The organism is Celeribacter naphthalenivorans (assembly GCF_020524585.1).
In the GTDB taxonomy this organism is placed as follows: domain Bacteria; phylum Pseudomonadota; class Alphaproteobacteria; order Rhodobacterales; family Rhodobacteraceae; genus Celeribacter; species Celeribacter naphthalenivorans.
In genome coordinates, this window is sequence record NZ_JAIVLK010000002.1 from 249,396 (window position 1) to 272,180 (window position 22,785).

The 22,785-nt window shown below is 61.1% G+C and carries 21 protein-coding genes; 9 read left to right on the forward strand and 12 right to left on the reverse strand.

Annotated features, from left to right (window positions below; all coding sequences use genetic code 11):
• Positions 1–36: 36 nt before the first annotated feature.
• Together hpaE and LC094_RS04820 are read right to left on the reverse strand one after the other, a co-directional pair.
• Positions 37–1,548 (reverse strand): 5-carboxymethyl-2-hydroxymuconate semialdehyde dehydrogenase, encoded by a 1,512-nt coding sequence (gene hpaE / locus LC094_RS04815; protein WP_226550617.1) that lies wholly within the window; start codon positions 1,546–1,548, stop codon positions 37–39.
• Positions 1,549–1,558: 10 nt separating this feature from the next.
• Positions 1,559–1,948: a 5-carboxymethyl-2-hydroxymuconate Delta-isomerase gene (locus LC094_RS04820; RefSeq protein WP_226550618.1), complete on the reverse strand. Its 390-nt coding sequence runs from the start codon at positions 1,946–1,948 to the stop codon at positions 1,559–1,561.
• A gap of 104 nt (positions 1,949–2,052) precedes the next feature.
• Between LC094_RS04820 and hpaR the strand changes: the two genes are divergently transcribed.
• Positions 2,053–2,523 carry a homoprotocatechuate degradation operon regulator HpaR gene (gene hpaR / locus LC094_RS04825; protein WP_226550619.1) on the forward strand — a complete coding sequence of 157 codons (471 nt, stop codon included), beginning with the start codon at positions 2,053–2,055 and terminating at the stop codon, positions 2,521–2,523.
• 119 nt (positions 2,524–2,642) lie between these two features.
• On the opposite strand, the gene LC094_RS04830 is transcribed toward hpaR, so the two are convergent.
• From LC094_RS04830 to LC094_RS04860, 7 genes are all read right to left on the reverse strand, one after another.
• Positions 2,643–3,335 carry an EthD domain-containing protein gene (locus LC094_RS04830; RefSeq protein ID WP_226550620.1) on the reverse strand — a complete coding sequence of 231 codons (693 nt, stop codon included), beginning with the start codon at positions 3,333–3,335 and terminating at the stop codon, positions 2,643–2,645.
• Positions 3,332–4,516 carry an NADH:flavin oxidoreductase/NADH oxidase gene (locus LC094_RS04835; protein ID WP_226550621.1) on the reverse strand — a complete coding sequence of 395 codons (1,185 nt, stop codon included), beginning with the start codon at positions 4,514–4,516 and terminating at the stop codon, positions 3,332–3,334. Before LC094_RS04835 ends, LC094_RS04830 begins: the two co-directional genes overlap by 4 nt.
• A gap of 8 nt (positions 4,517–4,524) precedes the next feature.
• On the reverse strand, positions 4,525–5,862 hold the full coding sequence (locus tag LC094_RS04840; RefSeq protein ID WP_226550622.1) for a TRAP transporter large permease: 1,338 nt from the start codon (positions 5,860–5,862) through the stop codon (positions 4,525–4,527).
• Positions 5,852–6,427, reverse strand: a complete 576-nt coding sequence (locus LC094_RS04845) for a TRAP transporter small permease subunit (RefSeq protein ID WP_226550623.1) — start codon at positions 6,425–6,427, stop codon at positions 5,852–5,854. The genes LC094_RS04840 and LC094_RS04845 overlap by 11 nt, the downstream gene beginning before the upstream one ends.
• Positions 6,428–6,535: 108 nt before the next feature.
• Positions 6,536–7,579 carry a TRAP transporter substrate-binding protein gene (locus tag LC094_RS04850; protein WP_226550624.1) on the reverse strand — a complete coding sequence of 348 codons (1,044 nt, stop codon included), beginning with the start codon at positions 7,577–7,579 and terminating at the stop codon, positions 6,536–6,538.
• A gap of 349 nt (positions 7,580–7,928) precedes the next feature.
• Positions 7,929–8,744, reverse strand: coding sequence for an IclR family transcriptional regulator (locus LC094_RS04855; protein ID WP_226550625.1), 816 nt, complete (start codon positions 8,742–8,744; stop codon positions 7,929–7,931).
• Positions 8,741–9,532: an IclR family transcriptional regulator gene (locus LC094_RS04860; RefSeq protein WP_226550626.1), complete on the reverse strand. Its 792-nt coding sequence runs from the start codon at positions 9,530–9,532 to the stop codon at positions 8,741–8,743. Before LC094_RS04860 ends, LC094_RS04855 begins: the two co-directional genes overlap by 4 nt.
• A 462-nt stretch (positions 9,533–9,994) precedes the next feature.
• Here LC094_RS04860 and LC094_RS04865 point away from each other — a divergent pair, with 462 nt between their 5' ends.
• The 3 genes from LC094_RS04865 to LC094_RS04875 all read left to right on the forward strand — a co-directional run bounded on the left by LC094_RS04865 (position 9,995) and on the right by LC094_RS04875 (position 14,412).
• Positions 9,995–11,581: a GMC family oxidoreductase gene (locus LC094_RS04865; RefSeq protein ID WP_226550627.1), complete on the forward strand. Its 1,587-nt coding sequence runs from the start codon at positions 9,995–9,997 to the stop codon at positions 11,579–11,581.
• A gap of 143 nt (positions 11,582–11,724) precedes the next feature.
• Complete coding sequence (locus LC094_RS04870) at positions 11,725–12,825, forward strand: substrate-binding domain-containing protein (protein ID WP_226550628.1); 1,101 nt, start codon at positions 11,725–11,727, stop codon at positions 12,823–12,825.
• Between the two features lie 78 nt (positions 12,826–12,903).
• Positions 12,904–14,412 (forward strand): aldehyde dehydrogenase family protein, encoded by a 1,509-nt coding sequence (locus LC094_RS04875; RefSeq protein ID WP_319003278.1) that lies wholly within the window; start codon positions 12,904–12,906, stop codon positions 14,410–14,412.
• A gap of 62 nt (positions 14,413–14,474) precedes the next feature.
• Here LC094_RS04875 and LC094_RS04880 read toward each other — a convergent pair whose 3' ends face one another.
• Positions 14,475–14,987: a MarR family winged helix-turn-helix transcriptional regulator gene (locus LC094_RS04880; protein ID WP_226550629.1), complete on the reverse strand. Its 513-nt coding sequence runs from the start codon at positions 14,985–14,987 to the stop codon at positions 14,475–14,477.
• A 211-nt stretch (positions 14,988–15,198) separates the two neighbouring features.
• On the opposite strand from LC094_RS04880, the gene hmgA reads away from it, so the two are divergent.
• From hmgA to LC094_RS04905, 5 genes are all read left to right on the forward strand, one after another.
• The gene (gene hmgA / locus LC094_RS04885; RefSeq protein WP_404814965.1) at positions 15,199–16,554 is read left to right on the forward strand and encodes a homogentisate 1,2-dioxygenase; all 1,356 of its coding nucleotides are present in this window, start codon (positions 15,199–15,201) and stop codon (positions 16,552–16,554) included.
• Positions 16,551–17,180 (forward strand): maleylacetoacetate isomerase, encoded by a 630-nt coding sequence (maiA, locus tag LC094_RS04890; RefSeq protein WP_226550631.1) that lies wholly within the window; start codon positions 16,551–16,553, stop codon positions 17,178–17,180. The genes hmgA and maiA overlap by 4 nt, the downstream gene beginning before the upstream one ends.
• A gap of 27 nt (positions 17,181–17,207) precedes the next feature.
• Complete coding sequence (fahA, locus tag LC094_RS04895) at positions 17,208–18,455, forward strand: fumarylacetoacetase (protein WP_226550632.1); 1,248 nt, start codon at positions 17,208–17,210, stop codon at positions 18,453–18,455.
• 18 nt (positions 18,456–18,473) lie between these two features.
• Positions 18,474–19,424 (forward strand): MBL fold metallo-hydrolase, encoded by a 951-nt coding sequence (locus tag LC094_RS04900; RefSeq protein ID WP_226550633.1) that lies wholly within the window; start codon positions 18,474–18,476, stop codon positions 19,422–19,424.
• Between the two features lie 180 nt (positions 19,425–19,604).
• On the forward strand, positions 19,605–20,147 hold the full coding sequence (locus LC094_RS04905) for a VOC family protein (RefSeq protein WP_226550995.1): 543 nt from the start codon (positions 19,605–19,607) through the stop codon (positions 20,145–20,147).
• A gap of 139 nt (positions 20,148–20,286) precedes the next feature.
• Here the strand turns inward: LC094_RS04905 and LC094_RS04910 are convergent, their stop codons facing one another.
• Complete coding sequence (locus LC094_RS04910) at positions 20,287–21,996, reverse strand: FAD-dependent oxidoreductase (RefSeq protein WP_226550634.1); 1,710 nt, start codon at positions 21,994–21,996, stop codon at positions 20,287–20,289.
• Between the two features lie 11 nt (positions 21,997–22,007).
• Positions 22,008–22,763 (reverse strand): SDR family NAD(P)-dependent oxidoreductase, encoded by a 756-nt coding sequence (locus LC094_RS04915; RefSeq protein ID WP_226550635.1) that lies wholly within the window; start codon positions 22,761–22,763, stop codon positions 22,008–22,010.
• Positions 22,764–22,785 lie beyond the last annotated feature (22 nt).

Below are 22,785 nucleotides of genomic sequence, written 5' to 3' on the forward strand. Positions count from 1 at the left end.
GTGTGGGCCACCTCCCCATGTTTGGTTTCGGGCGCGTCAGCCGCCGAGTTTCGGCACCTTGTGGTACTGACGCGGGAAGGAGACGTTGACGGTCTCCATGTAGAAGTCGAAGGACCAGTCGCCACCGTCGCGGCCAATGCCGGAGGCTTTGACGCCACCAAACGGCGAGGGCAGGTGGCGGACGTTTTCCGAGTTCACCCACATCATGCCGGCTTCGAGGTTGTCGGTCATGTACATGGCGCGGTTCAGGTCGTTGGTCCACAGGTAGGCGGCCAGACCGTATTGCACGTCGTTCGCCAGTTTCAGCGCCTCTTCGTCATCCTTGAACGGGATGGCGGTCAGCACCGGGCCAAAGATCTCTTCTTGGGCGATGTCCATGTCGTTGGAGGCGTTGGTGAAGAGCGTCGGGCGCACGAAGCAGCCTTCTTCGCCGACCTTTTCGCCACCAGCAGCGATGGTCGCACCGGAGGCTTTGGCTTTGTCGAAGTAGGACAGAACCTTGGTCTCGTGTTCTGGGTGGATCAGAGGGCCGACCACGGTTTCCGGGTCGAGCGGGTGACCGACCTTGATGCGGCTGGCGACATCGGCAAGCTTGTTGGTGAACTCTTCGTAGATGTTCTCCTGCACGAGCACGCGCGAGGACGAGGTGCAGCGCTCACCATTGAGCGAGTAGATCATGAAAGCGGCGGCATCGACCGCACGTTCCATGTCGGCGTCGTCGAACACGATGACCGGGTTTTTGCCGCCCAGCTCAAGGTGGAACCGCTTCAGCGTGTCGGCACCTTGTTTCATGATCAGAGAGCCGGTGCGGCTTTCGCCCACAAAGGCAACGGCCTTGATGTCTTTGTGCTCGGTCAGGGCCTTGCCGGCGTCTTCGCCGAAGCCGTTGACGAGGTTCAGAACACCTTTGGGCAGACCGGCTTCTTCGGCGATCTCGACCAGCAGTTTCGCGGTCATCGGCGAGAATTCGGCGGGCTTGTGCACGACGGTACAACCGGCGGCCAGAGCGGGCGCGATTTTCCAGGTCGACAGCATGAAGGGCGTGTTCCACGGCGTGATCACACCGATCGGGCCGATCGGGCGACGCGAGGTCACGTTCATCTGGTTCGGGTTGCGCAGAGCCAGACCGTCTTCGGCGGTGGGCGCCTGATCCGCGAAGAAGCGGAAGTTGGCGGCACCACGGATTGCGGCTTTGGACATGAAGCGCAGCGCCTGGCCGGTGTCCATGCATTCGGTGAAGGCGATCTCTTCTGCGCGGGCTTCGATGCCCTCGGCCACCTTGATCAGGATGGCTTTGCGCTCTTTGCCCGGCATTTTGGACCAGGTTTTAAAGGCTTCTTTTGCGGCGGCCACAGCGGCGTCGATGTCGCTTTCATCGCCCTTGGCAACGGAGGCAAGCACCTTGCCATCGACCGGCGAGGTGGTCTCGAAGACCTTGCCGGATTTGGCGGGTACGCTTTCGCCATTGATGTGGTTCAAAACGCCGGTTTCGGCGAATTTGGCCATATAGGCCTTGGCTTTGGATAGGTTCTCTTCGAGAGCGCTCATCGTCTTTCCTTCAGCTTTTGCCCGACAGGCGGGCGTGAATGGGGGTGTCTTTCCAGCTCAGCTCCGGGTTGATTTCCCGGATCTCGAGCGAGAGGGCGAAATGAGGGGTGGAGAGCGGGCCTTTCAGCGCCTCCTGCACGGCGGCAAAGATCATGTCGCCAGCGTCTTTGAGCGCTTCGGTGGACCGGCCTGCGCCCACCGAGAGGGTCAGCGCGGCAAAGTCGTTTTCCGGCAAAGCATCGCCCACGATGGCCACGTCGGCCTTGTGCGCGCGGACACGAATCCCGGCTTTCGGAAAAATTCCGGCGGTGAGCATGGCCTCATAGGCTTTTTCACAAACGCCTTTAATATCAGCACGCGCCTCAAGGCCCGCCGAATATTCAATCGCTAGATGCGGCACGATTCTCTCTCCCTTACTTGTTGCTTAACATGTTAAATGTAATTCTGCTTGTCAACCCGCCCACAATCTCCGATGGGAAAAGATAACAGGGAGAAGAGAGACCGATGGCGCCAAATACGCATTCTGAAACGCATAAAGACGGGTTTGGACTGGCGCGCACGCATCGCACGTTGCCGATTGCGCTGTTGCGCGCCCGCGAAGTTGTGATGGAGCGCTTCCGCCCCATGCTCGCCGCCAATGACGTCACCGAACAGCAATGGCGCGTCATGCGGGTGCTCGAAGAGGCGGGGGAAACGGACGCCAGTTTCTTGGCGAACAAGGCCTGTATCCTCGCGCCATCGCTCACGCGGATCATGCGCACGTTGGAGGCGCGCGGCTTTCTTCAGGCGCATCGCGATGAGGCGGACGGGCGGCGGATGCTGGTCGGTCTGACCGAAGAGGGGCGCAGTTTCATCCGCGAGTTGGCGCCGCAAAGCGCGCAGATTTATGCGGAAATCGAAGCTAAAATTGGCGACCAGAACATCGAGAAGCTGCTGGATCAGATCGAGCATCTTCTGCAGGCGCTCGAGGCTTGAGTGAGGCTGGTTTCACGTTACTCCTATGCTTTAAGTGTTTTGTTTAACGCATTGTTTCTTGTTGATTAAGTTGATGAGGGTGCGGACTAAAAATAGGTCCGCACCCGCTCTGTCTCGGGTCAAACGATCTGCCGGGTCTGCACGAAATAGGGCGTGATCTCGGCGAGGAACACCTTGGCGTGTTCCTGTGTCTGGGTGACGATGTCGCTGGCGTAGAGCTTGGCGGCGGTGTCCGTGTCGCGGAACCAGAATTCGACGATTCCATCGATGGGCACACTGGCGTAGTCCGCGCTGTCCTCGCGCGAGGCGTGATAGCGGTCCACGACGATATTCTGCGTGTAGCCCAAAACATCCGGCCACTGACGCACCCAATCGGCATGCACTTTCAGCCATTCGTGGCGGAAATCCGCGTCCGACATGCCGTCGAGTTTGCGCAACAGGGTCATGCGTTTCACGAACGGACCGCCTTTGGCATCAAAGGGCACGACCACATGTTTTTCGCAGGCCACCAGATGCACATCGGCCAGAAATCCGTCCTCATCGCCCAAAGCATCGGCGAAGCTCGGCGTGGCGACGGCCTGTTTCATCGCCTCCAGACTGTCGAAATGCAGCTCGGACATGCCGTCGAGGTCCCAAGGCCCGCGGGCGTGCGAAATGCCGAATTGCTCTTTGTCCACAACGCGGTGCTGCCAATAGTTGCGCAGACCGGGCATTTTCGACGCCAACGGGCCGTGGACGTCTTTCCAATGCGCATCAAAGGCCTCTTCCGAGAGGCTGGCGGATTTCTGCAAAAGTCCAAATCGGGCGATCATTTTGCCTCTCCTTCTGCGCTCTCAACGTGTTCCGCGATCAGCCGCTGAAGCACCGGTTCGCGTTTGTCGAGCCAGGCGCCGTGACGCTCCGGCCAGGTTGCAAAGCCTTCGCCTTCGCTCAGCACGCGCTGCGCCTGAACTGGCCAATAGGGGTTTTCCAAAGCGGCGCGACCGATGGCGACCAGATCCGCCTTGCCCTCGGCGACGATGGCGTTGGCCTGCGCGGGGGAGGTGATGAGGCCGACGGCTTGGGTCGGAATGCCGACCTCTTGGCGGACGCGCTCGGCGAAAGGCACTTGGAAACCAAAGCCACGCGGCACGTTGCTGCGCCGGGTTTCCTCAGAGAGGCCGCCGGAGGAGCAGTCGATGACATCGACGCCCACGGCTTTGAGTTCGCGGGCCAAAACGACGGTGTCATCCATGTTCCAGCCGCCCTCGGCGCCATCGACACAGGACAGGCGGACGAAAAGCGGTTTGTCTTCGGGCCAGACCGCACGCACGTCGCGGGCGATCTCGATGGCGATCCGCATCCGCCCTGCGCGGTCTGTGCCATAGGCGTCGTCGCGGGTGTTGCCGATGGGGGAAAGAAAGCTCGCCACCAGATAACCATGGCCGTAATGCAGTTCGACCACATCCATCCCGGCGGCATCGGCGCGCCGCGCGGCGTCGACATGTTGCTGACGGATTTCGGCGATCTCCTCGATGCTGAGTTCCTCGGGCGTGCTCCATTCGGAACTCGCGGCGATGGCGCTTGGCCCGACGCGACGCCAGTCGATGCCGGCGGCGTCGATCTCGGCGGGAGTCATGGCTTGGCCGCCATGCCAGAGCGGCTGCGAAAAGGCTTTGCGCCCGGAATGCGCGAGTTGCACGCCCATCATACCGCCATTGTCATGGGCAAACTCTGCGAGGCGTTTCAGACCCGGAATGTGATCGTCGGACCAGATGCCCAGATCGTCCACACCCACGCGGGAATCCGAGGCCACCGCCGTGCTCTCGGTGAGCACCAAAGCCGCGCCGCCCAAAACGAATTTGCCGTAATGCACAAGGTGCCAGTCGGTGACATAGCCATCCTTGCCGGCATGTTGGCACATGGGCGAGATGGTGATGCGGTTCTTGAAGGTCCGCCCACGCAGGGTGAGGGGCTGCAGCAGGGCTGCGGTCGTGTCAGTCGAAGAGGTCATAAGAGGGCCTATCGCATTGAATGTGGCAGGGAGAGCACGAGGCTCGGGACCGCGATCACGAGGATGAGCGCCGCCATCTGGATCAGCACAAAGGGGATCACGCCGCGATAGATCGTGCCGATCGGGATCGAGGCATCGACACCGCGCAAATAGAACAGCGCATAGCCGAAAGGCGGCGTGAGAAACGAGGTCTGGAGATTGACGGCCAGCGCGATGGCGAACCAAAGGATGACGTCAGACGAGGGCATGCCAAAATCGAGGTTCGCCACGATGGGCGCGACAATGGGGATCACCACGAGGCTGATCTCGACCCAATCGAGAAAAAAGCCCAGCACAAAGATCAGCGCCATGATCAGGGCGAGGGTGACATAGGGGCTGACGTCCTGAAAATGGAACAGATCGGCGACCATGGCGTCGCCACCCAGGCGGCGGAACACAAGGCTGAACACCGTCGCGCCGATCATCACAAAGGCGATCATCGCGGTGGTTTTCGTGGTCTCAAAGACGGCATGGCGGAAGGCAGAAAAACTGAACCCGCCGGTGAGTGCGGCCAAAAGTGTGGCCCCAACTGCGCCGATGGCGGCGGATTCCGTGGGTGTCGCCACGCCGGTGATGATCGTGCCCAGAACGGAGAGGATCAACAACATCGGCGCCACGAGATCGCGGGTGAGCGACAGCACCGCTTTGAGCACTGGAACGCCATCGGTCTGCGGCGGGGCGGGCATATGCGAGGGGCGGAAGATGGCGTTGAGCACGATATAGGCAAAGTACAGACCCGACAGGATCAGACCGGGATAGATCGCGCCCATGAACAGATCGCCGATCGGCACGCGCAGCTGATCGCCCAAGATGATGAGCATGATCGAGGGCGGGATCAGGATGCCCAAAGTGCCCGAGGCGGCGACAAGCCCGGTCGCCAGCCGCATGTCGTAACCGGCCGCACGCATGGCGGGCAGGGACATCATCCCCATGAGCACGACAGAGGCACCGATGATGCCGGTGGAGGCGGCCATGACGACACCGATGACCACCACGGCAAAGGCGTAGCCGCCCGGCAAACGTCCGGCAAGGGCTGCGAGGGACTTCATGAGGCGTTCGGCAATGCCGGATTTCTCCAGCATCAGCCCCATGAAGACAAACAAAGGAATGGCGGCCAATAGCCAGTTGGTCAGCGTGCCCGAATAGATGCGCTGAACGCCCATCGACAGGAAGACGGTCGGCACATCGGCCAGAAGGGCAAAGGCGATGCCAACACCTGCGAGGACAAAGCCCACGGGATAGCCACTAAAGAGCAGCACAACGAGCGCCAGAAGCATCGAGATGGGCCAAATATACTCAGCTATCATGGTGAATGTCCGTTTCGTGGAAGGTGCCGCGCCGCAATTCGCAGAGCGTTCTCAAGGCGTTGGTGATGGCGGCGAGGCCCAGAAGGCCGAAGGCGACGGGCAGGGCGCCCTTGATCAGCCAATGCGCGACCAGACCGCCTTGGTTCGAGCCTTCGCCGGTGCGCCAGGCAGTGGCGGCAAAGTCCGACCCGTAGCGGATCACCAGAATGCAGAGCGGCAAAAGCAGAAAGAGATCGCCAAACAGTGCGATATAGGCGCGGGTCTTGCGGCTCAGATTGAGGGCGATGAAGTCGACCGTCACATGGCGGTCCTCGAAATAGGCCCAGACGCCGCCGAACAGCACGATCAGCGAAAAGATGTACCATTGCATGTCGACGAGACTGTTGACGGTGAGCGCCTCGCCGAACAGCGGGATGCGGCCCTCCCAATCCATCAGCGTCGACCAGCCGAAGCGGGCGGCGATGACAGAAAGAACGATGGAGAGGATCAGCGGAATGATCAGCCAGGCAACGATTTTGCCGGGAAAGCTGAGCAAGGCGCGGGCGAGCGAAAGTATCCGAGACATATCGGGCCCCATTTTATGTGCGTATCTTTGCATCCGACGCGTCTAACGGCGTCTTTAGAGATGCGGTGTGGAGGGCGCGCGGGGTGTCGGCGCCCTCCTGATCAGAGCTTATTCGGTCAGTGCCGGAATGCTTTGCAGCTCCGGCCATTCGCCCACGCTCACCATATAGGCTTTGAGCGACTCCAGAGCCTCGGCAAAGAGCGGGTCTTTCGCGGCTTGTTCGTCCATCACCTCATAGGCGGCGGTGCGCAGGCCGATGAGCACCTCATCGGGGAAGCGGCGCACTTCGGCCCCGGCTTCGCGGATTTGCGCGATGGCGGGCGCTTGGGTGTTGACCTGATCGGCGAGGTTAAACGCGATGTTGGCGCGGCAGGCGTCTTCCATGATCGTCTGGTTTTCTTCGCCCAGATCGTCCCAGACCGCCTTGTTCACGATGATCGAATCCCAGGCGGATTGCTGTTGCCAGCCGGGGAAATAGTAGTATTTCGCCACGCGCTGAAAGCCCATGCCGACATCGAGCGAGGGCGCGGAGAATTCGGCGGCGTCGAGGCGACCGGTTTCCAGGCTGAGGTAGATCTCGCCCGCGGGCACCGTTTGCGTGTTGGCGCCGAGTTTCGCCAGCGTCAGCCCGCCAAGCCCCGCGATGCGCATGTTGAGGCCTTTGAAGTCGTCGAGGCTGGTGATCTCTTTGTTGAACCAGCCGCCTGCTTCGGCAATCACCAGATGGCAGGGCAGGAAATGGACGTTGAACGGATCATAGGCCTTTTGGATGATCTCCTGACCGCCGCCGTAATACATCCAACCCAGCGCGATCTCGGGCGAGGGGCCAAAGGGCATAGAGCCCACGATATTGGCGACCGGGATTTGCTGGCTCCAATAGCCGCTCCAGTCAAACCCCATATCGAGCGCGCCCGAGCTGACCGCGCCGAAGACCTCGAACGGCGGCACGAAATCGCCCGCGCCATGCACGTTGATTTTGACCTCGCCGTCGGTCATGGCGGAGACCATGCGGGCAAAGTTTTGCGGGCTCGGGCCGATCGAGGGCACGTTCAGGCCAAAGGTGCTCTGTAGCTCATAGGTGTCGGCATGGGCCGCGCCAGCGGTCACGCCAGCCGCCAGAGATGCGGCGACAACTGTCTTGATGAGTTTCATTGAATTTCCTCCCATTGCGTTTCGGGACGGTCTCAACCGATCCACGCTCCCTGTGAGGAAGGTTAGTTAATGGCAAACGAGCTTGCAATGAGTAAATTTTAATTTCGCCTGTTTTCACGCCCGTCACGCCAGCGCAGTTCAGTGGTGCGCGTAGCGGTCTCGGGGCTTAAAATCGTGGCTGTGCCTGCGGTTGTCTGAGGTGGCGTCTCTTTGCCCAACAACGGCGCGCCTGTCCAAAAGGACGGGTCCAAAACGACGACGCGACGGTCCCGATTTGGGGCCGTCGCGTCCGGTCTTCGCGTCTAAACCGAAACGCACTATGGCCATTTCGGTTTGATGTCAGTGGGGATCAGCTGGCGATTCGATGTCCCAGATTGACGGAGAGCGTCTTGGTTGCCTCCAGGAGTGCGGGAATGAATTCCGACTCGGCGCGAGGTTCAAGATTGTGATCCTGACCGATGATGGTGATCGCCAGAACGATCTGCCCGGTGTGGTCGAACACCGGCGCGGAATAGGCATGGATGCCGGGCACGGGCGGCGGATCGACCGTGGCATATCCCTGTTCGCGGATCTGATCGATTTCACGACGCGAAACGAATCGCGAGACACCGACACGCCCGGATCCTGTCGGGTCGCGTTTTTCGCGGGCGACCGAATCCTTGACCTCTTTCTCGGGCAGAAAGGCGGAGAACACGAGGCCGCTCGCCGTGCCAGACATCGAATAGACGGTGCCGGGGCGGGTGTTCATGTTGATCTGGCTGCCGCTTTCCTGCACCTGCACCACGGTCGGGCCAAAGGACCCCCAGACCACCAGCGCGACGTTGAGAGAGGTGGCGCCGGACAGCTCTTGCACCGTGTCATGCGCCAGTTCCATCGGGTCGGTGGTGCGCATGGCGGTGAGGCCAAGGTCTACCGCAAAGGGGCCAAGCGAGTAGCGCCCGGTTTCCGGGTGCTGTTCGACAAAGCCGATCTTTTTGTAGCTGACGAGATAGGCGTGGGCCTGCGCCGGGGCAAAGCCCGCGACCTTGGCGAGGTCCTTGAGCATCATCGGCTCGGGTTCTTGGCAAAGGGCCTGCAACAGGCGCGAGCCCAACTCGATGGACTGGACGCCACGGCCCTCGGATTTCGGTTCCGTGCCGCGGCGTTTGGTGGTTGTGAGGCTCATGCGGACACCTTTTCGCTCATGTCTGTGACGGGGGACAGTTCTGCGGCCAGCGCACATAGGCCGGCAAGCGCCTCGGAGTCCGGGTCCATCGGCAGGGTTTCGGATTTGCCGATCAAAGAGATGGCAAAGGCGAGCGCGCCGGTCTCGGAAAACACCGGCGCGCCAATCGCGTTGATGCCGGGGATCGGGCGTTTCTCGGCCAGCGCATAGCCGCGCTCGCGCAGCTCCTTGATCCGTTCTGCGAAGGCCTCGCGGGTGATATGTTCGCCGATCGCCTGATTTTGCGAGGTGCGGGACATTTCCGCATCGGCCAGTTCCATAATCGCGGGGGCTGTGCCGTAGGCTGCGAAAATGCGTCCTGTTGCGGTGCCGGTGACGGAAAAGATCGAGCCCTGTCTGAGGTTCAGCGTTGCCTGTGTCAGGCCGGCGTAGGTGTGCACGATGGTGGGGCCCAATTCGCCCCAGACGGTGATGAGCGACATCACCCCAAAGGTTTCGGTCAGGGCCTTGAGCCCCTCGATGGCGCGGGCGGTTTGCGGGTTGCCCCTGAGCCAGCTGACGCCCAGGCGAAGTGCGAAGGGGCCGGGGGAGTAATGGCCGGTGGCCCAGTCCTGATGCACCAGCCCGACATTCTTGAGACTGGTCAGATAGGCGTGGCATTGCGCGGGTTTGAGATCGGCCAGTTCGGCCAGATCCTTGAGCATCATCGGCTCGGCGGTTTTCACGAAAGCGCGCAGAATGCGACCGCTCACTTCTACGGATTGAATACCCCTCGAACCCTCGGCCATGCCAGAGCCCTCCCACTCTTATATCCGCCTCTCATTTGGGCGAATGTTTGATATTTGCATATGTATTAGTCTAATTCGACGAAGATCAATCGCGCAAGACGCCTCTGTGTATCACGGCATGAAAAGGCCCTCAATTGGCCCTTTGCGCCTGCGGCAAGTCCTCAGATTTTCACGGTTTTCCCTTTCGGGCGCCATAAGACTTTTGGCTCTACTCTGACTGCGTTTCCGGCGGTTTGCCCCGATTCTATGTGTCCCTTGGGGGTCTGAAAGGGGGCGTGTTCTGTGCTTTGTCTGATCGTTGTTGGTGGCGGTTATGCGAGGTTTCGGGTGCATAAATAATTTATGATTGACTAAACAATTTGCGCATGACAAACCTAATGCGGAGGAGGTCAGATGCCGTGGTGTCTGGCTAAAGGGAAGGCTGGCGCCGCACTGGGGCGCCGAGGTGGAGGAGGCAATTTCATGCCCGACTATATTATTATTGGCGCTGGCTCCGGCGGCGGCGTGCTGACCAATCGTTTGAGTGAAAATTCGAATGTCGAAGTGGCCGTCATCGAGGCGGGCGATTGGGACAAAAGCCCCTGGATTCACATGCCGATGGGCTATTTCCGTCTGATGCAGACGCTGCAACTCGACTGGGGCTACCACACGGTGCCGCAAAAACATGTCAACAACCGGGTGATGTTCGTGCCGCGCGCGAAAAGCATCGGCGGCTGTACGACCGTCAATGGCATGATCTACACCCGCGGCCACCGCACCGATTACGATCATTGGGCGCAGATGGGCAACAAGGGCTGGGATTACGAGAGCATCCTGCCGTATTTCCGCCGCGCCGAGAACTGGGGCGGGGGCGGCGATGAGGCAGTTCACGGCTATGACGGCCCGCTCGCGACCACGCGCAACCCGATCGAGGCAGAGCCGTGCGTGGCCTACCGCGACGCCTGCATGCAGATGGGCGTGCCTTATAATGAAGATCTGAACGGTGGCGAACAATATGGTGTTGGCCCCTGTGACGGCACGGTCCGTGATGGCATCCGCTCCAGCGTGTCGCGCTGCTACATCACGCCGATCAAGAAACGCAAAAACCTGACCTTCTACACCAAAGCCATGGTGTCCCGTATCATCGTCAAGGGTGGCCGGGCGGTCGGTGTCGAATTCGTGCAGGGGCGTCAGAAAAAGACGATCTATGCCGACAAAGAGGTTATTCTCTGCGGCGGTGCGTTCAACTCGCCGCATCTGCTGCAAATCTCCGGCATCGGCGACCCCGAGCACCTGAGCCGTATTGGCGTGAACACTGTGCACGAATTGCCGGGTGTGGGTCGCAACTTGCAGGACCACCTCGCAAGTTCGGTGAAACAAGGTCTGTCGAAACCCGTGTCGCTTTTGGGTCAGACCAAACCCTACGCGGCCGCAATGGCGCTTTTGCAGTATTACACCACGGGCAAAGGCCCGGTCGCAGGGCACGGGGTGGAGGTCATGTCCTTCCTCAAGACCCGCGAAGAGCTCATCGCGCCGGATGTGCAGACCCACTTCAACAACATCATGTACAAGGATCATGGCCGCGAGATCATCAATGTTGAAGGCTGCATGCCCTATTTCAACATTTCCCGCCCGCAAAGCCGCGGCACGGTGATGGCGAAATCCGCCGATCCGTTCCAATTGCCGGAACTCGATCCGAACTTCCTGTCTGTGCCGGACGATCTGCGGGTGCTGCGCGATGCGCTTCGGATGCACCGCGAAATCATCGCGCAACCGGCCTTTGATGCGATCCGTGCCGAGGAATATGCGCCGGGTGTCAACATGCAGTCGGATGCGGAACTGGATGAGTACATCAAGAACGACTGCAACAGTGTCTATCACCCGGTCGGCACCTGCAAGATGGGCTCCGATGATATGGCGGTGGTCGATGACGAGCTGCGGGTGCACGGGCTGAGCGGCCTGCGTGTGGTCGATGCTTCGGTCATGCCGACGCTGACCAGCGGCAACACCAATGCGCCGACGATCATGATTGCGGAGAAAGCCTCCGACATGATCCGGGCTGCGGCCTAAGATCTGCGGCCTAAGGATCGCGGCCTGACGGCGACAGAAGGGCCGATCTGGGCCCCATAAGATTACCCCTCTCCCGATGCGGGCAAAGACCCGAGGGGGAGGGCAAGAATACAGCACCAAACTGTAGGTCTAGGGAGGAAAACATGACCCGCACAACCAAATTTACGCAATTTGCGCGCCTGTCCGGGACGGCTGCCGCTGTCGCGCTCATGGGCACGATGGCGATGGCGCAGGACACGGTCCGCGTCGATCAGGGCGGCGACATCACCGAGCTTTGCGGCTCCGATCCGATCCGCGTGGCGCTGGTCGATGGCTGGGGTGGCGACACCTGGCGCAAGATCACCTTGGCCGAGCTTCAGGACGAAGCCTCGAAATGCCCGAACGTGATGGCGGAGGACCACACGGACGCAGGCGGCGATCAGCAGGCCTATAATGCGGCGATCAACGGCTATGCGACACAGGGCTATGAGATCATCTTGGCCTTCACCGACTTCGGCGAAGCGGCGATGCCGACCTACCGGATGGCCAATGGCAACGGCACGACCATGGTGCCCTATTTCACCGATCTTCCGGGCACCGATGGCGTCGATTACGCCGTGAATCCCTACCAAGACTCGGTCGCCATCGGCAATCAGTACGCTGAATGGTTGGCCAAGGCTCTGGATGGCGAAGGCAACGTTCTCATGCTCGGTGGGCCTCCGGGCGCGTCCTCTTCGAGCTCCTTCCTGCAAGGGTTCAAAGAAGGTCTCGCCAATCATCCGGGCCTCAAACTGCTGGATGATGATTTCATCTCCACCAACTGGAACCCGGCGGATGCGCAAAAGGCCGCAGCCGGCCTCATCGCCAAATACGGCGATACCATCGACGGCATTGCCTCGGACTACGGTGTGACCGCTCTTGCGACGATCAAGGCCTTCAAACAGGCGGGCGTCGATGTGCCTGCCATGGCGGCCATCGCGACCAACAACGAGCTGAGCTGTCTCTACACGGCCGCGCTCGAAGAGGGCACGGCATGGCCCTATCTCGCGGTCGATGGGTCGACCGGTGACATTCGTTTTGCACTCCGCGCAGCCCTTGCGGCTCATAACGGCATCGAATGGAACGAGCCGCTGGGCGTGGTGCCCTATGTCTACGCCGACAGCACCCAAAACATCGTCCCGAAATGTTCGGACATTGCCCCGCCGGACGCCGATCTGTCCTCGCTGATGGATGAAGAGAAGCTCTTCTCTCTCTTCAACCGCTAAGCCCTTGGCGGTCTGAGCACACCCAAAGACCCGATCCCTCGCGATCGGGTCCCCCTCTCTTTTGGAGCTAGACACGAAATGAATAAACCTTTCTCTATGGACGCCGTCCTGGATCATGTCAGCGCGGAAACCCGTGCGTTCCTTGGGCAAAAGCACCAACTCTTCATTGGCGGCAAAAGCCTTGATGCGGTCGAAGGCGGGCGGCGCGATGTCGTCGATCCGGCCACGGGGCAGGTGATTTCGAACGTCGCCGACGCCACCGCCGCCGATGTCGATCTGGCCGTGGCCGCCGCGCGTACCGCCTTTGATGACGGGCGCTGGTCGGGTCTCAAGCCCAACGAACGCATGAAAATCATGTGGCGTTTGGCCGAGCTGATCGACGAAGCCTCGGTCGAGCTGGCCGAGCTGGACGTGCTCGACGAGGGCTCGCCCTATGGTGTGGTCAAGAATTTCTACATCAGCCTTGGTGCGGATCACTTCCGTTACTTTGCGGGCTGGGCCAACAAGATCGACGGCTCCACGCTGCCGGTCAACATGGATGGCGAGTGGCACGTCTACACCACCCGCGAACCCGTGGGTGTCGTGGCACAGATCCTGCCGTGGAACGTGCCTTTCCTGATGCTCGCTTGGAAACTGGCGCCTGCGCTGGCCGCCGGCTGTACCGTCATCGTCAAACCGGCCGAAGATACGCCGCTCTCCGCGATGCGCTTTGTCGAGATCTGCCGCAAGGCGGGCATCCCGGACGGCGTCGTCAACATCGTCACCGGTGATGGCAAGGTCGGTTCCGCGCTTGTGGATCACGGTGACGTGGACAAGATCGGCTTTACCGGCTCCACCGCCACGGGTCAGGCCATCGTGCGCGCCGCGGCGGGCAACCTGAAACGCGTGAGCCTTGAGCTTGGCGGCAAGAGCCCGGTCTTTGTCTTCCCCGACGCCGATCTCGAAACCGCCATTCCGGGCGTCGCCGAAGCCGTCTTCCTCAACAGCGGCCAGGCCTGTACCGCAGGTTCGCGTCTCTACATCCACGAGGAGGTCTATGAGGCGGTGCTCGAAGGTGTTGCGGCCTATTCCGAGAAGCTCAAACTGGGTCACGGTCTCGATGCCGAGACCAACATGGGGCCGATCGTGTCGGAGAAGCAATACACCCGTGTGACCGGTCTTTTGGATGCCGGAATTGCCGAAGGCGCCAAGGTTGTGACCGGCGGCAAGACCGAGGGTGCGGGCTATTTCCTCAAGCCGACCCTTCTGCGCGATGTGACGCCGGAGATGACGGTCTACAAACAGGAAATCTTCGGCCCGGTGATCAGCGCGATGAAGTTCAGCGATGAAAGCATTGAGGAGCTGGCGAAAGAGGCAAACAACACCGAATACGGTCTGGGTGCCTCGATCTGGACCAACAACCTGTCGCGTGCCCATAAATTCGCGGCGCGTATTCGGGCCGGGATCGTCTGGATCAACAGCCACAACCAGAGCGACGCGAACATGCCCTGGGGCGGGTACAAGCAATCCGGTTGGGGTCGCGAAATGGGCAAGGACGCCATCGAGATCTACACGGAGACCAAATCGGTCGCGGTCAATCTCGGCTGATCCGATCTGTCGCGGCGCCCCTTTCGGGGGGCGTGTGCGATGCGGCAGGGGTGCGCGGGACGTTAGCTGTCCTTATGTCCCGCGCGCGCCGTCAAAGCGGTCTCCAACTCGGACAGGAGCGCGCGAAACTGCGCTTCTTTCTCCGGGGTGAGGGCGGTTTTGAGGTCGCGGTCGAACTGAAGCGCGGAGCGGCCAAGCGCCTCGAAAAGCGCCGCGCCTTCCTCGGTGAGCGACAGCACCTCGGTGCGTTTGTCCGTCTGCCCGAGCGCTTTGGTGAGATGGCCCGCCTCGGTGAGGGCGCTGACAGCGCGGCTGACCTTGCTCTTTTCCTCATGCGCGATGGCACAGATGTCGCGCGCGGTGATGGCACCATAGCGACCGGTGATGGCCAGAACGCGCCACTGACTGCGCGTCAGGCCGTAGCCCTCGCGATACGCCGGTTGAAACGCCTGGCTGGTCGCCTCCGCCGCCTTGTTGAGGAGAAACGGCAGGAAGGTTTCAAGTTCGAAACCTGTGTCTGTCCCAGTGTCTGCCTCGGTGGGAGACGTGGTCGGTGCGGGGTTTGATGTGGTCACTGTGTCGCCTGTCTGACATCGAAGGGTCTGCCCCTAGTGTTTTGATCTGGGCTGCGGGCGCAAGGGCAAAAGAGAAAAAGGGGCAGGCGATCTCAGTGGCCTGTCTTACGGGGAGATAAATTCGACAATCGCGAATTTGTTCGTCAGATTTGTTGCTCTTGCAACGATTTTGTGGTGAAATGCGAGAAGACGCTGAACAGGGAAACTGACCATGACTGCATTTGATTTGCCGAAAGGCATGATCCGCGCCACGGGCACGACCGGCACCCATGAGGGCTATATGCCGGGCTTTGGCAACGACTTCGAAACCGAGGCGCTTCCTGGCGCTTTGCCACAGGGGATGAATAGCCCGCAGAAATGCAACTACGGGCTTTACGGCGAACAGCTTTCGGGCACCGCCTTTACCGCCCATCCGCCGGAGCGCACCTGGACCTACCGCATCCGCCCGTCGGTGAAACACTCCGCGCGCTACGAGAAAATCGACCTGCCGTATTGGAAATCCGCGCCGCATGTTTTGGACGATGTGACCTCTCTGGGCCAGTACCGCTGGGACCCGGTGGAGCAGACCGGCGAAGAACTGACCTGGCTCACCGGCATGCGCACGATGACCACGGCGGGCGACGTGAACACCCAGATCGGCATGGCCGCGCATGTCTATCTCGTCACCAAATCCATGGAAGACGCCTATTTCTACTCCGCCGACAGCGAGCTTTTGGTGGTGCCGCAAGAGGGCAAGATGCGCTTTGCGACCGAGCTTGGGATCCTTGATGTTGAGCCGCAAGAAATCGCGATCATCCCGCGTGGCCTTGTCTACCGTGTTGAGGTGCTCGAAGGCCCGTGCCGCGGCTTTGTCTGCGAGAACTACGGCCAGAAATTCGAACTTCCGGCGCGTGGTCCGATTGGCGCCAACGCTTTGGCGAACCCGCGCGATTTCAAAGCGCCGGTGGCGGCCTATGAGGACCGCGAGGTGCCCTCGACGCTGACCATCAAATGGTGCGGCCAGTTCCACGAGACGAAGATCGCGCAATCGCCGCTCGACGTCGTCGCCTGGCACGGCAATTACGCGCCCTACAAATACGACCTGCGCACCTATTGCCCGGTCGGCGCGATCCTGTTCGACCACCCGGACCCGTCGATTTTCACCGTGCTCACCGCGCCGTCGGGCGTGCCGGGGACCGCGAACATCGACTTTGTGCTGTTCCGCGACCGCTGGATGGTGGCCGAAAACACCTTCCGCCCGCCGTGGTATCACAAGAACATCATGTCCGAGCTGATGGGCAACATCTACGGTCAATACGATGCGAAACCGCAAGGCTTTGTGCCGGGCGGCATGAGCCTCCACAACATGATGCTGCCGCATGGGCCGGATAAGAACGCCTTTGAAGGCGCGTCGAATTCGAACCTCGGGCCGGAGAAGCTTGAGAACACGATGTCCTTCATGTTTGAGACCCGCTTCCCGCAGCATCTGACCGAATTCGCGGGCAAAGAGGCGCCGCTTCAGGACGATTACATCGACTGTTGGGACAGTCTTGAGAAGAAATTCGACGGCACGCCGGGGCTGAAATGAAGCTCTACACCTACTGGCGCTCGACGACCTCTTACCGGATCCGGATCGCGCTTAATCTCAAAGGGGTCGGCTATGAGCCGATCCCGGTCAACCTCGTCGCGGGCGAGCAGCGGGCGGAGGATTATGCCGCGCTCAACCCGGCGCGCGGGGTGCCGACGCTGGTGCTGGACGACGGGCGGGTGCTCACACAATCCATGGCCATTCTCGAGTGGCTGGACCGCAGTTACCCGGAGCCCGCGCTCTTGCCCGACGACCCGTTTGAACGGGCCGAGGTGCAGGCGGCGGCTTTGGGATTGGCGACCGACGTGCATCCGGTCAACAACCTCAGGGTCGTGCAAAAGCTCAAGGCGATGGGCCACACGCAGGACGAAACCGTCGCCTGGATGAACGAGTGGATGGAACAGGGATTTGCCGCCTTTGCATCGCTGATCCGACCTGAGACGCCGTTCTGTTTCGGCGATACGCCGGGGCTCGCGGACCTCTGCCTCGTGCCGCAGCTCTATAACGCACATCGCTGGGGGGCGGATTTGACGGCTTTCCCGCGCCTGACCGAGATCGAAGCGCGCTGTCTCGCGCTTCCTGCCTTTGCCGAGGCGCGCCCCGAGGCGCAGCCAGACGCAACTTGATGGCTGAATATGGACTAAGGACTTGATATGACTGACTTGAAACGCTCCTGGGTCGACAGCGCGAACAGCGCAGAGACACCTTTCCCGCTCAACAACCTGCCTTATGGCGTGTTCTCGACCGACGGCGGCGCGCCGCGCTGTGGCACGGCCATCGGCGAGATGATCCTCGATCTGGCGGCTCTCGAAGCGGCGGGGGTGCTGGCATTTGACGGCACACTTCAAACCGGGAGCTGGAATGCGTTCATGGCGCTTGGCAAACCCGAATGGGATCGTCTGCGCGCCGAGCTGACCGAGCTTTTGACCGAAGGTGCGGCGGCTGAGGCCGACCTCAAAGCGCATCTCGTCGCGCAAAGCGATGCCACGCTGCACATGCCGTTCAGCGTCACGGAATACACCGATTTCTACGCCGGACGTCACCATGCGTTCAACGTTGGCACCATGTTCCGGGGCCCGGAAAACGCCCTGCCGCCGAACTGGCTGCACATCCCGATCGGTTACAACGGCCGCGCGTCCTCCGTGGTGCTTTCCGGCACGCCGGTCGTGCGTCCGAACGGTCAGCTCAAAGGGCCGAACGACGAGATGCCGCGCTTTGGTCCGTCGCAACGCTTTGATATCGAACTGGAAATGGGCGCCATCGTCGGTACGCCCTCGAAGGGTCCGATCTCGATCTCTGAGGCCTATGACGCGATCTTTGGCTATGTCCTGTTGAACGACTGGTCGGCGCGCGACATTCAGGCTTGGGAATATCAGCCGCTCGGGCCGTTCCAAGCCAAGGCCACCGCGACCACGATCAGCCCGTGGATTGTCACCGCAGCCGCCCTTGAGCCGTTCCGCACCTCCGGGCCGGAGCGTGACGTGCCGCTGCTCGACTATCTCAAAGAACCCGCGCCGATGCTCTACGACATCGATCTCGAAGTGACGATGGCGCCCGAGGGCAAAGCGCCCACGGTGATCAGCCGCACGAATTACAACGAGATGTACTATTCCGCCGCGCAGCAGCTCACGCATCACACCACCTCGGGCTGTCCGATGCGGGTGGGCGATCTCTTGGGCTCCGGGACGATTTCCGGGCCTGAAAAGGCGAACCGTGGCTCTCTTTTGGAGCTGAGCTGGGGTGGCAAGGAGCCTCTCACGCTCGACACGGGCGAGACCCGCAGCTTCATCGAAGACGGCGACACGCTGACGCTCAAGGGCGCGGCGCATGGCGACGGATACCAAATCGGCTTTGGCGATTGCATCGGCACATTGATGCCGGCGCGCCCGACAACACACTGAAAATCAGGAGGAAAACACATGGCGAAAGCATTCGCGAGCCAAGGTGACTTGGAAGAAAAAAAGGTGAGCTTCACCGAAGTGGGCGAGGGGCTTTACGCCTTTACGGCCGAGGGCGATCCGAACACCGGCGTCATCATTGGCGATGAGAGCGTGATGATCGTCGAGGCGCAGGCCACGCCGCGTCTGGCGCGCAAGGTGATCGAGTGCGTGCGCACCGTCACCGACAAGCCGATCAGCCACGTTGTGCTGACCCACTACCACGCGGTCCGCGTGCTGGGCGCCAGTGCTTACGGCGCGCGCGAGATCATCATGTCGGAGAAAGCCGCCGGGATGGTCGAAGAGCGTGGTCAGGAAGATTGGGACAGCGAATTCGGGCGTTTCCCGCGCCTGTTCCAAGGCCATGAGGAAATCCCCGGTCTGACGCGTCCGACCACGACGTTCCGTGACAAGATGACCGTCTACCTCGGCAAGCGTCGGGTCGACATCATGACGCTGGGCCGTGCGCATACCGCAGGCGATGCGGTGATCTGGGTGCCGGATCAAGAGGTTATGTTCACCGGTGACATCGTCGAATACCACTCCGCCTGCTACTGTGGCGACGGGCATTTCGGCGATTGGGGTGGCACGCTCGATGCCATCGCGGCCTATAAGCCGAAGTCCATCGCGCCGGGCCGTGGTGATGCGCTCGTGGGCGAAGAGATGGTCGGCAAAGCCATCGCCGCGACCCGCGATTTCGTCGACAGCACCTATGCGCCAGTGGCGCGGATCGTGGCCCGTGGCGGCTCTCTGAAAGAGGCTTGGGACGCTGTGCGCGCCTCTTGTGACGAGAAGTTCGGCGACTATGCGATCTATGAGCACTGCCTGCCGTTCAACGTCGCGCGCGCCTATGACGAGGCCCGTGGCATCGACACGCCGCGCGTCTGGACCGCTGAGCGCGACCGCGAGATGTGGGAAGATCTTCAGAACTGATCGCGAGGGGCTACGTGCCCTTCATGGTTTCTCTTGGGTGTCCCTCATGGGGGCGCCTTTTTATTTGATAAATGCGAATGGATTTTTCATTGAACTTGATCTGGATCAAATGGCGTTGGCGGCGAGTTCTGTAATTTGGTTGCAAATGCAACCAGTGGAGATCACGCTATGGACCACACCATGAAAGTCGAACGCATTCACCACGTCGCCTACCGATGTAAAGACGCCAAGGAGACGGTCGAATTTTACACCAAAATGCTCAACATGGATTTCATCCTCGCCATCGCCGAGGATCAGGTGCCGTCCACCCATGAGCCGGACCCCTATATGCACCTCTTCCTCGATGCGGGCGACGGCAATATCCTCGCGTTCTTCGAGTTGCCGACCAAGCCCGAAATGGGCCGCGACGAGAACACGCCGATCTGGGTTCAGCACATCGCGTTCCAAGTGAAAGACCGCGACACGCTGGTGGAATTCAAAGAGCACCTCGAAGCCAATGGGGTCGAGGTTCTAGGCGTCACGGATCACACGATTTTTGACTCGATCTACTTCTTTGACCCCAACGGCCACCGCGTCGAACTGGCCGCGCCGAGTCCGGCGCAGGATAAGAACCTCGAACGCCTCGATGCGGTGAAATGGGATATGCTTGAAGAATGGAGCAAGACCAAACGGGCGCCGAAACACGCCGATTGGCTGCATGCCAAGGAATTCGAAACCAACTGAGGTTGGCTGAGAGACTTGAGACAGGCGCGGGGGACTGCGCCTGTTTTTTGTGCCTGATTTCTTGTGCTCAATGAGAAGGGCGAGCAGACATGAAAAAGCCCCGCCGAAATCGACGGGGCTTTTCAGGGAGGTAAGGCGTTTAGCTGTTGGCGCCTGCCATGTGGCGTGCGGCGATATAGCCAAAGGTCAGAGCCGGGCCGAGGGTGATCCCGCCGCCCGGGTAGTTGCCGCCCATGATGGAGGCGGCGTCGTTGCCCGCAGCGTAAAGCCCACCGATCGGGGTGCCGTCCTCATTGAGGACCTGGCTGTACTCGTTGGTCTTCATGCCCGCAAAGGTGCCGAGATCGCCCACATAGAGCCGCACCGCGTAGAACGGGCCTTTCTTGACCGGCGCGACACAGGGGTTCGGCTTGTGATCCGGATCGCCCAGCGAACGGTTGTAGGCGGTCGAGCCCTTGCCAAACTCCGGGTCCTCGCCTTTGACGGCGTGTGTGTTGAACTCGGCAACCGTACGTTCCATCTGTGCGGGGTCTGCGCCGATCTGTTCGGCGAGATCGCGGATGGTTTTGCCTTGGATCAGATAGCCCTGTTTGATCAGAGACTTATAAGGTACAGGCGCCGGTTTCGCGAAGCCGAGGCCATATTTGCGGAAGGTGCGGTGATCCGCCACGAACCATGCGGCCAGCTCGGCCTCGGGGCCACCTTCTTCCTGACAGCGTTTGACCATGGCCTGACAGAAATCGTGGTAACTCTGCGCCTCGTTCACGAACCGTTTGCCGGAGCGCGTCACGGCGATCACGCCGGGTTTCGAGCGGTCCACAAAATGCGGGAAGGTGCCCAAAAGGCCGTTGCCCATCGGCGGGCGCGAGATCGGCACCCAAGCGGCGGAGTTCGGCAGATCGGTCTTGATCGATGCGCCCGCGCTTTCCGCCAGACGCAGCCCGTCGCCGGTGTTGCCCGGAGGGGCAGGCGAGACGTGTTCGTGGCCCGAGGGCGCATGCGGCATGAGTTCTTTGCGGCGCACGGCGTCCTGCGGGAAACCGCCTGCGGCCAGCACAACACCTTTGCGGGCGATGATTTCTACCGGACCGTCGGGGCGGTTGACGATGGCGCCCTTGATGCTGCCGTCCTCGTTGCGGATCAGCGATTTCACCGGCGAGGAGGTCCAGATCGGCACATCCTTGTCGAAACAGGATTTCGCCAGACGTGCGATCAGGGCGTTGCCGTTCATCAGACGCATAGAGCGGCCGTGGAAAGAGACGTCCCGGGCGAATTTTGCCACCAGACCGGTGACGAACAGGGCCGAGATCGGCGAGCGCGTCACGTTGAAGAAATGCAGCAATTCCTTGCCCGAGCCGATCATCATGCCAAGCACGGTGATCTCACGAAGCGGCGGGCGCAAGCGTTTGATTTCCTTGCCTAGATCGCGCCCATCAAAAGGCCGGGCGACGATCGAACGGCCGCCGTCGAGGCCGCCGGGCGCGGTCGGGTGATAGTCCGAGAACGTCGGCCCGAGATCGAATTGCAGCGAGGTCTTGCTTTCAAAGAAATCGACTGCTTTGGGACCGGCTTCGAGAAAGGCTTCGACCTTGGCGGAATCGTAGTGATCGCCGGTCTCATGTTTGAGATAGGTGCGGGCCTTTTCGACGCTGTCCTGAACGCCCGCGCGTTTGCCCGGCGCGTTGTTGGGGATCCAGCTCCAGCCGCCTGAGCGCGCCGTGGTGCCGCCAAAGACCGGTTCCTTTTCGGCGACGATCACCTTGAGGCCGCGGTGCGCCGCAGAGACGGCGGTGGACAGTCCGCCGGCACCGGAGCCGACAACCAGGACATCTACTTCTTGATGTTTCATGAAATCCTCCGTTAGGCGGCGAGATAGCCGCCATCGACCGGCAGAAGTGCGCCGGTGACGTAGCTGGATGCGTCGGAGGCGAGAAACAGCACCGGTCCGACGAGTTCTTCGGGTTTGCCCGGACGTTTCAGCGGCGTATGCGCCATGAAGCGGCCGATGGCTTCGGGGTTGTCGCGGGTGGCGACGGTCATCGGGGTCTCGATGACACCGGGGGCGAGTGCATTCACGCGCACGCCGAATTCCGCGAGATCATGCGCCAAAGCGCGGGTCATCTGAAGCACGGCGCCTTTCGAGGCGGCATAGGCCACGAGACCGGGGTTGGCGGCGACCGACATGATCGAGCCGAGGTTGACGATGCGGCCCTTGCTCTCGATGAGCTGGGTGCGGAAGGCTTGCACCATGTTGATCTGGCCGGTGGCGTTGACGTTCATCACGGCGTCCCAATCGGCTTCGAAGGTCTCGCTGTCGGGCAGGGTGCGGCGGATGATGCCAGCGTTGTTGATCAGGATCGACACTGGCGCGTCAAAGGCGGCGCGCGCGGTTTCGGCGGCGGCCTGACAGCTGGCGCGGTCGGTGATGTCGAGCGCGATGCCCAAGGCCTCGCCGCCCGCGTCGATGATCTCCTGGGCCACTTTGGCGACGGCCTCTTGTTGAATGTCGCATGCGATAACTTTGGCGCCTTGGGCCGCGAGCCCAAGAGCAATGGCGCGTCCATTGCCCTGCGCCGCGCCGGTGACGACGGCGACCGCTCCTGTGATTCCCTCCATGATCCCTCCCTAAAGGTTGTCC

Excerpts from the sequence above, each read along its gene's own strand:
- hpaE (WP_226550617.1), bottom strand. The coding sequence starts at position 1,548 with ATGAGCGCTCTCGAAGAGAACCTATCCAAAGCCAAGGCCTATATGGCC.
- hpaR (WP_226550619.1), top strand. The coding sequence starts at position 2,053 with ATGGCGCCAAATACGCATTCTGAAACGCATAAAGACGGGTTTGGACTG.
- LC094_RS04830 (WP_226550620.1), bottom strand. The coding sequence starts at position 3,335 with ATGATCGCCCGATTTGGACTTTTGCAGAAATCCGCCAGCCTCTCGGAA.
- LC094_RS04835 (WP_226550621.1), bottom strand. The coding sequence starts at position 4,516 with ATGACCTCTTCGACTGACACGACCGCAGCCCTGCTGCAGCCCCTCACC.
- LC094_RS04840 (WP_226550622.1), bottom strand. The coding sequence starts at position 5,862 with ATGATAGCTGAGTATATTTGGCCCATCTCGATGCTTCTGGCGCTCGTT.
- LC094_RS04845 (WP_226550623.1), bottom strand. The coding sequence starts at position 6,427 with ATGTCTCGGATACTTTCGCTCGCCCGCGCCTTGCTCAGCTTTCCCGGC.
- LC094_RS04850 (WP_226550624.1), bottom strand. The coding sequence starts at position 7,579 with ATGAAACTCATCAAGACAGTTGTCGCCGCATCTCTGGCGGCTGGCGTG.
- LC094_RS04855 (WP_226550625.1), bottom strand. The coding sequence starts at position 8,744 with ATGAGCCTCACAACCACCAAACGCCGCGGCACGGAACCGAAATCCGAG.
- LC094_RS04860 (WP_226550626.1), bottom strand. The coding sequence starts at position 9,532 with ATGGCCGAGGGTTCGAGGGGTATTCAATCCGTAGAAGTGAGCGGTCGC.
- LC094_RS04865 (WP_226550627.1), top strand. The coding sequence starts at position 9,995 with ATGCCCGACTATATTATTATTGGCGCTGGCTCCGGCGGCGGCGTGCTG.
- LC094_RS04870 (WP_226550628.1), top strand. The coding sequence starts at position 11,725 with ATGACCCGCACAACCAAATTTACGCAATTTGCGCGCCTGTCCGGGACG.
- LC094_RS04875 (WP_319003278.1), top strand. The coding sequence starts at position 12,904 with ATGAATAAACCTTTCTCTATGGACGCCGTCCTGGATCATGTCAGCGCG.
- hmgA (WP_404814965.1), top strand. The coding sequence starts at position 15,199 with ATGACTGCATTTGATTTGCCGAAAGGCATGATCCGCGCCACGGGCACG.
- maiA (WP_226550631.1), top strand. The coding sequence starts at position 16,551 with ATGAAGCTCTACACCTACTGGCGCTCGACGACCTCTTACCGGATCCGG.
- fahA (WP_226550632.1), top strand. The coding sequence starts at position 17,208 with ATGACTGACTTGAAACGCTCCTGGGTCGACAGCGCGAACAGCGCAGAG.
- LC094_RS04900 (WP_226550633.1), top strand. The coding sequence starts at position 18,474 with ATGGCGAAAGCATTCGCGAGCCAAGGTGACTTGGAAGAAAAAAAGGTG.
- LC094_RS04905 (WP_226550995.1), top strand. The coding sequence starts at position 19,605 with ATGAAAGTCGAACGCATTCACCACGTCGCCTACCGATGTAAAGACGCC.
- LC094_RS04910 (WP_226550634.1), bottom strand. The coding sequence starts at position 21,996 with ATGAAACATCAAGAAGTAGATGTCCTGGTTGTCGGCTCCGGTGCCGGC.
- LC094_RS04915 (WP_226550635.1), bottom strand. The coding sequence starts at position 22,763 with ATGGAGGGAATCACAGGAGCGGTCGCCGTCGTCACCGGCGCGGCGCAG.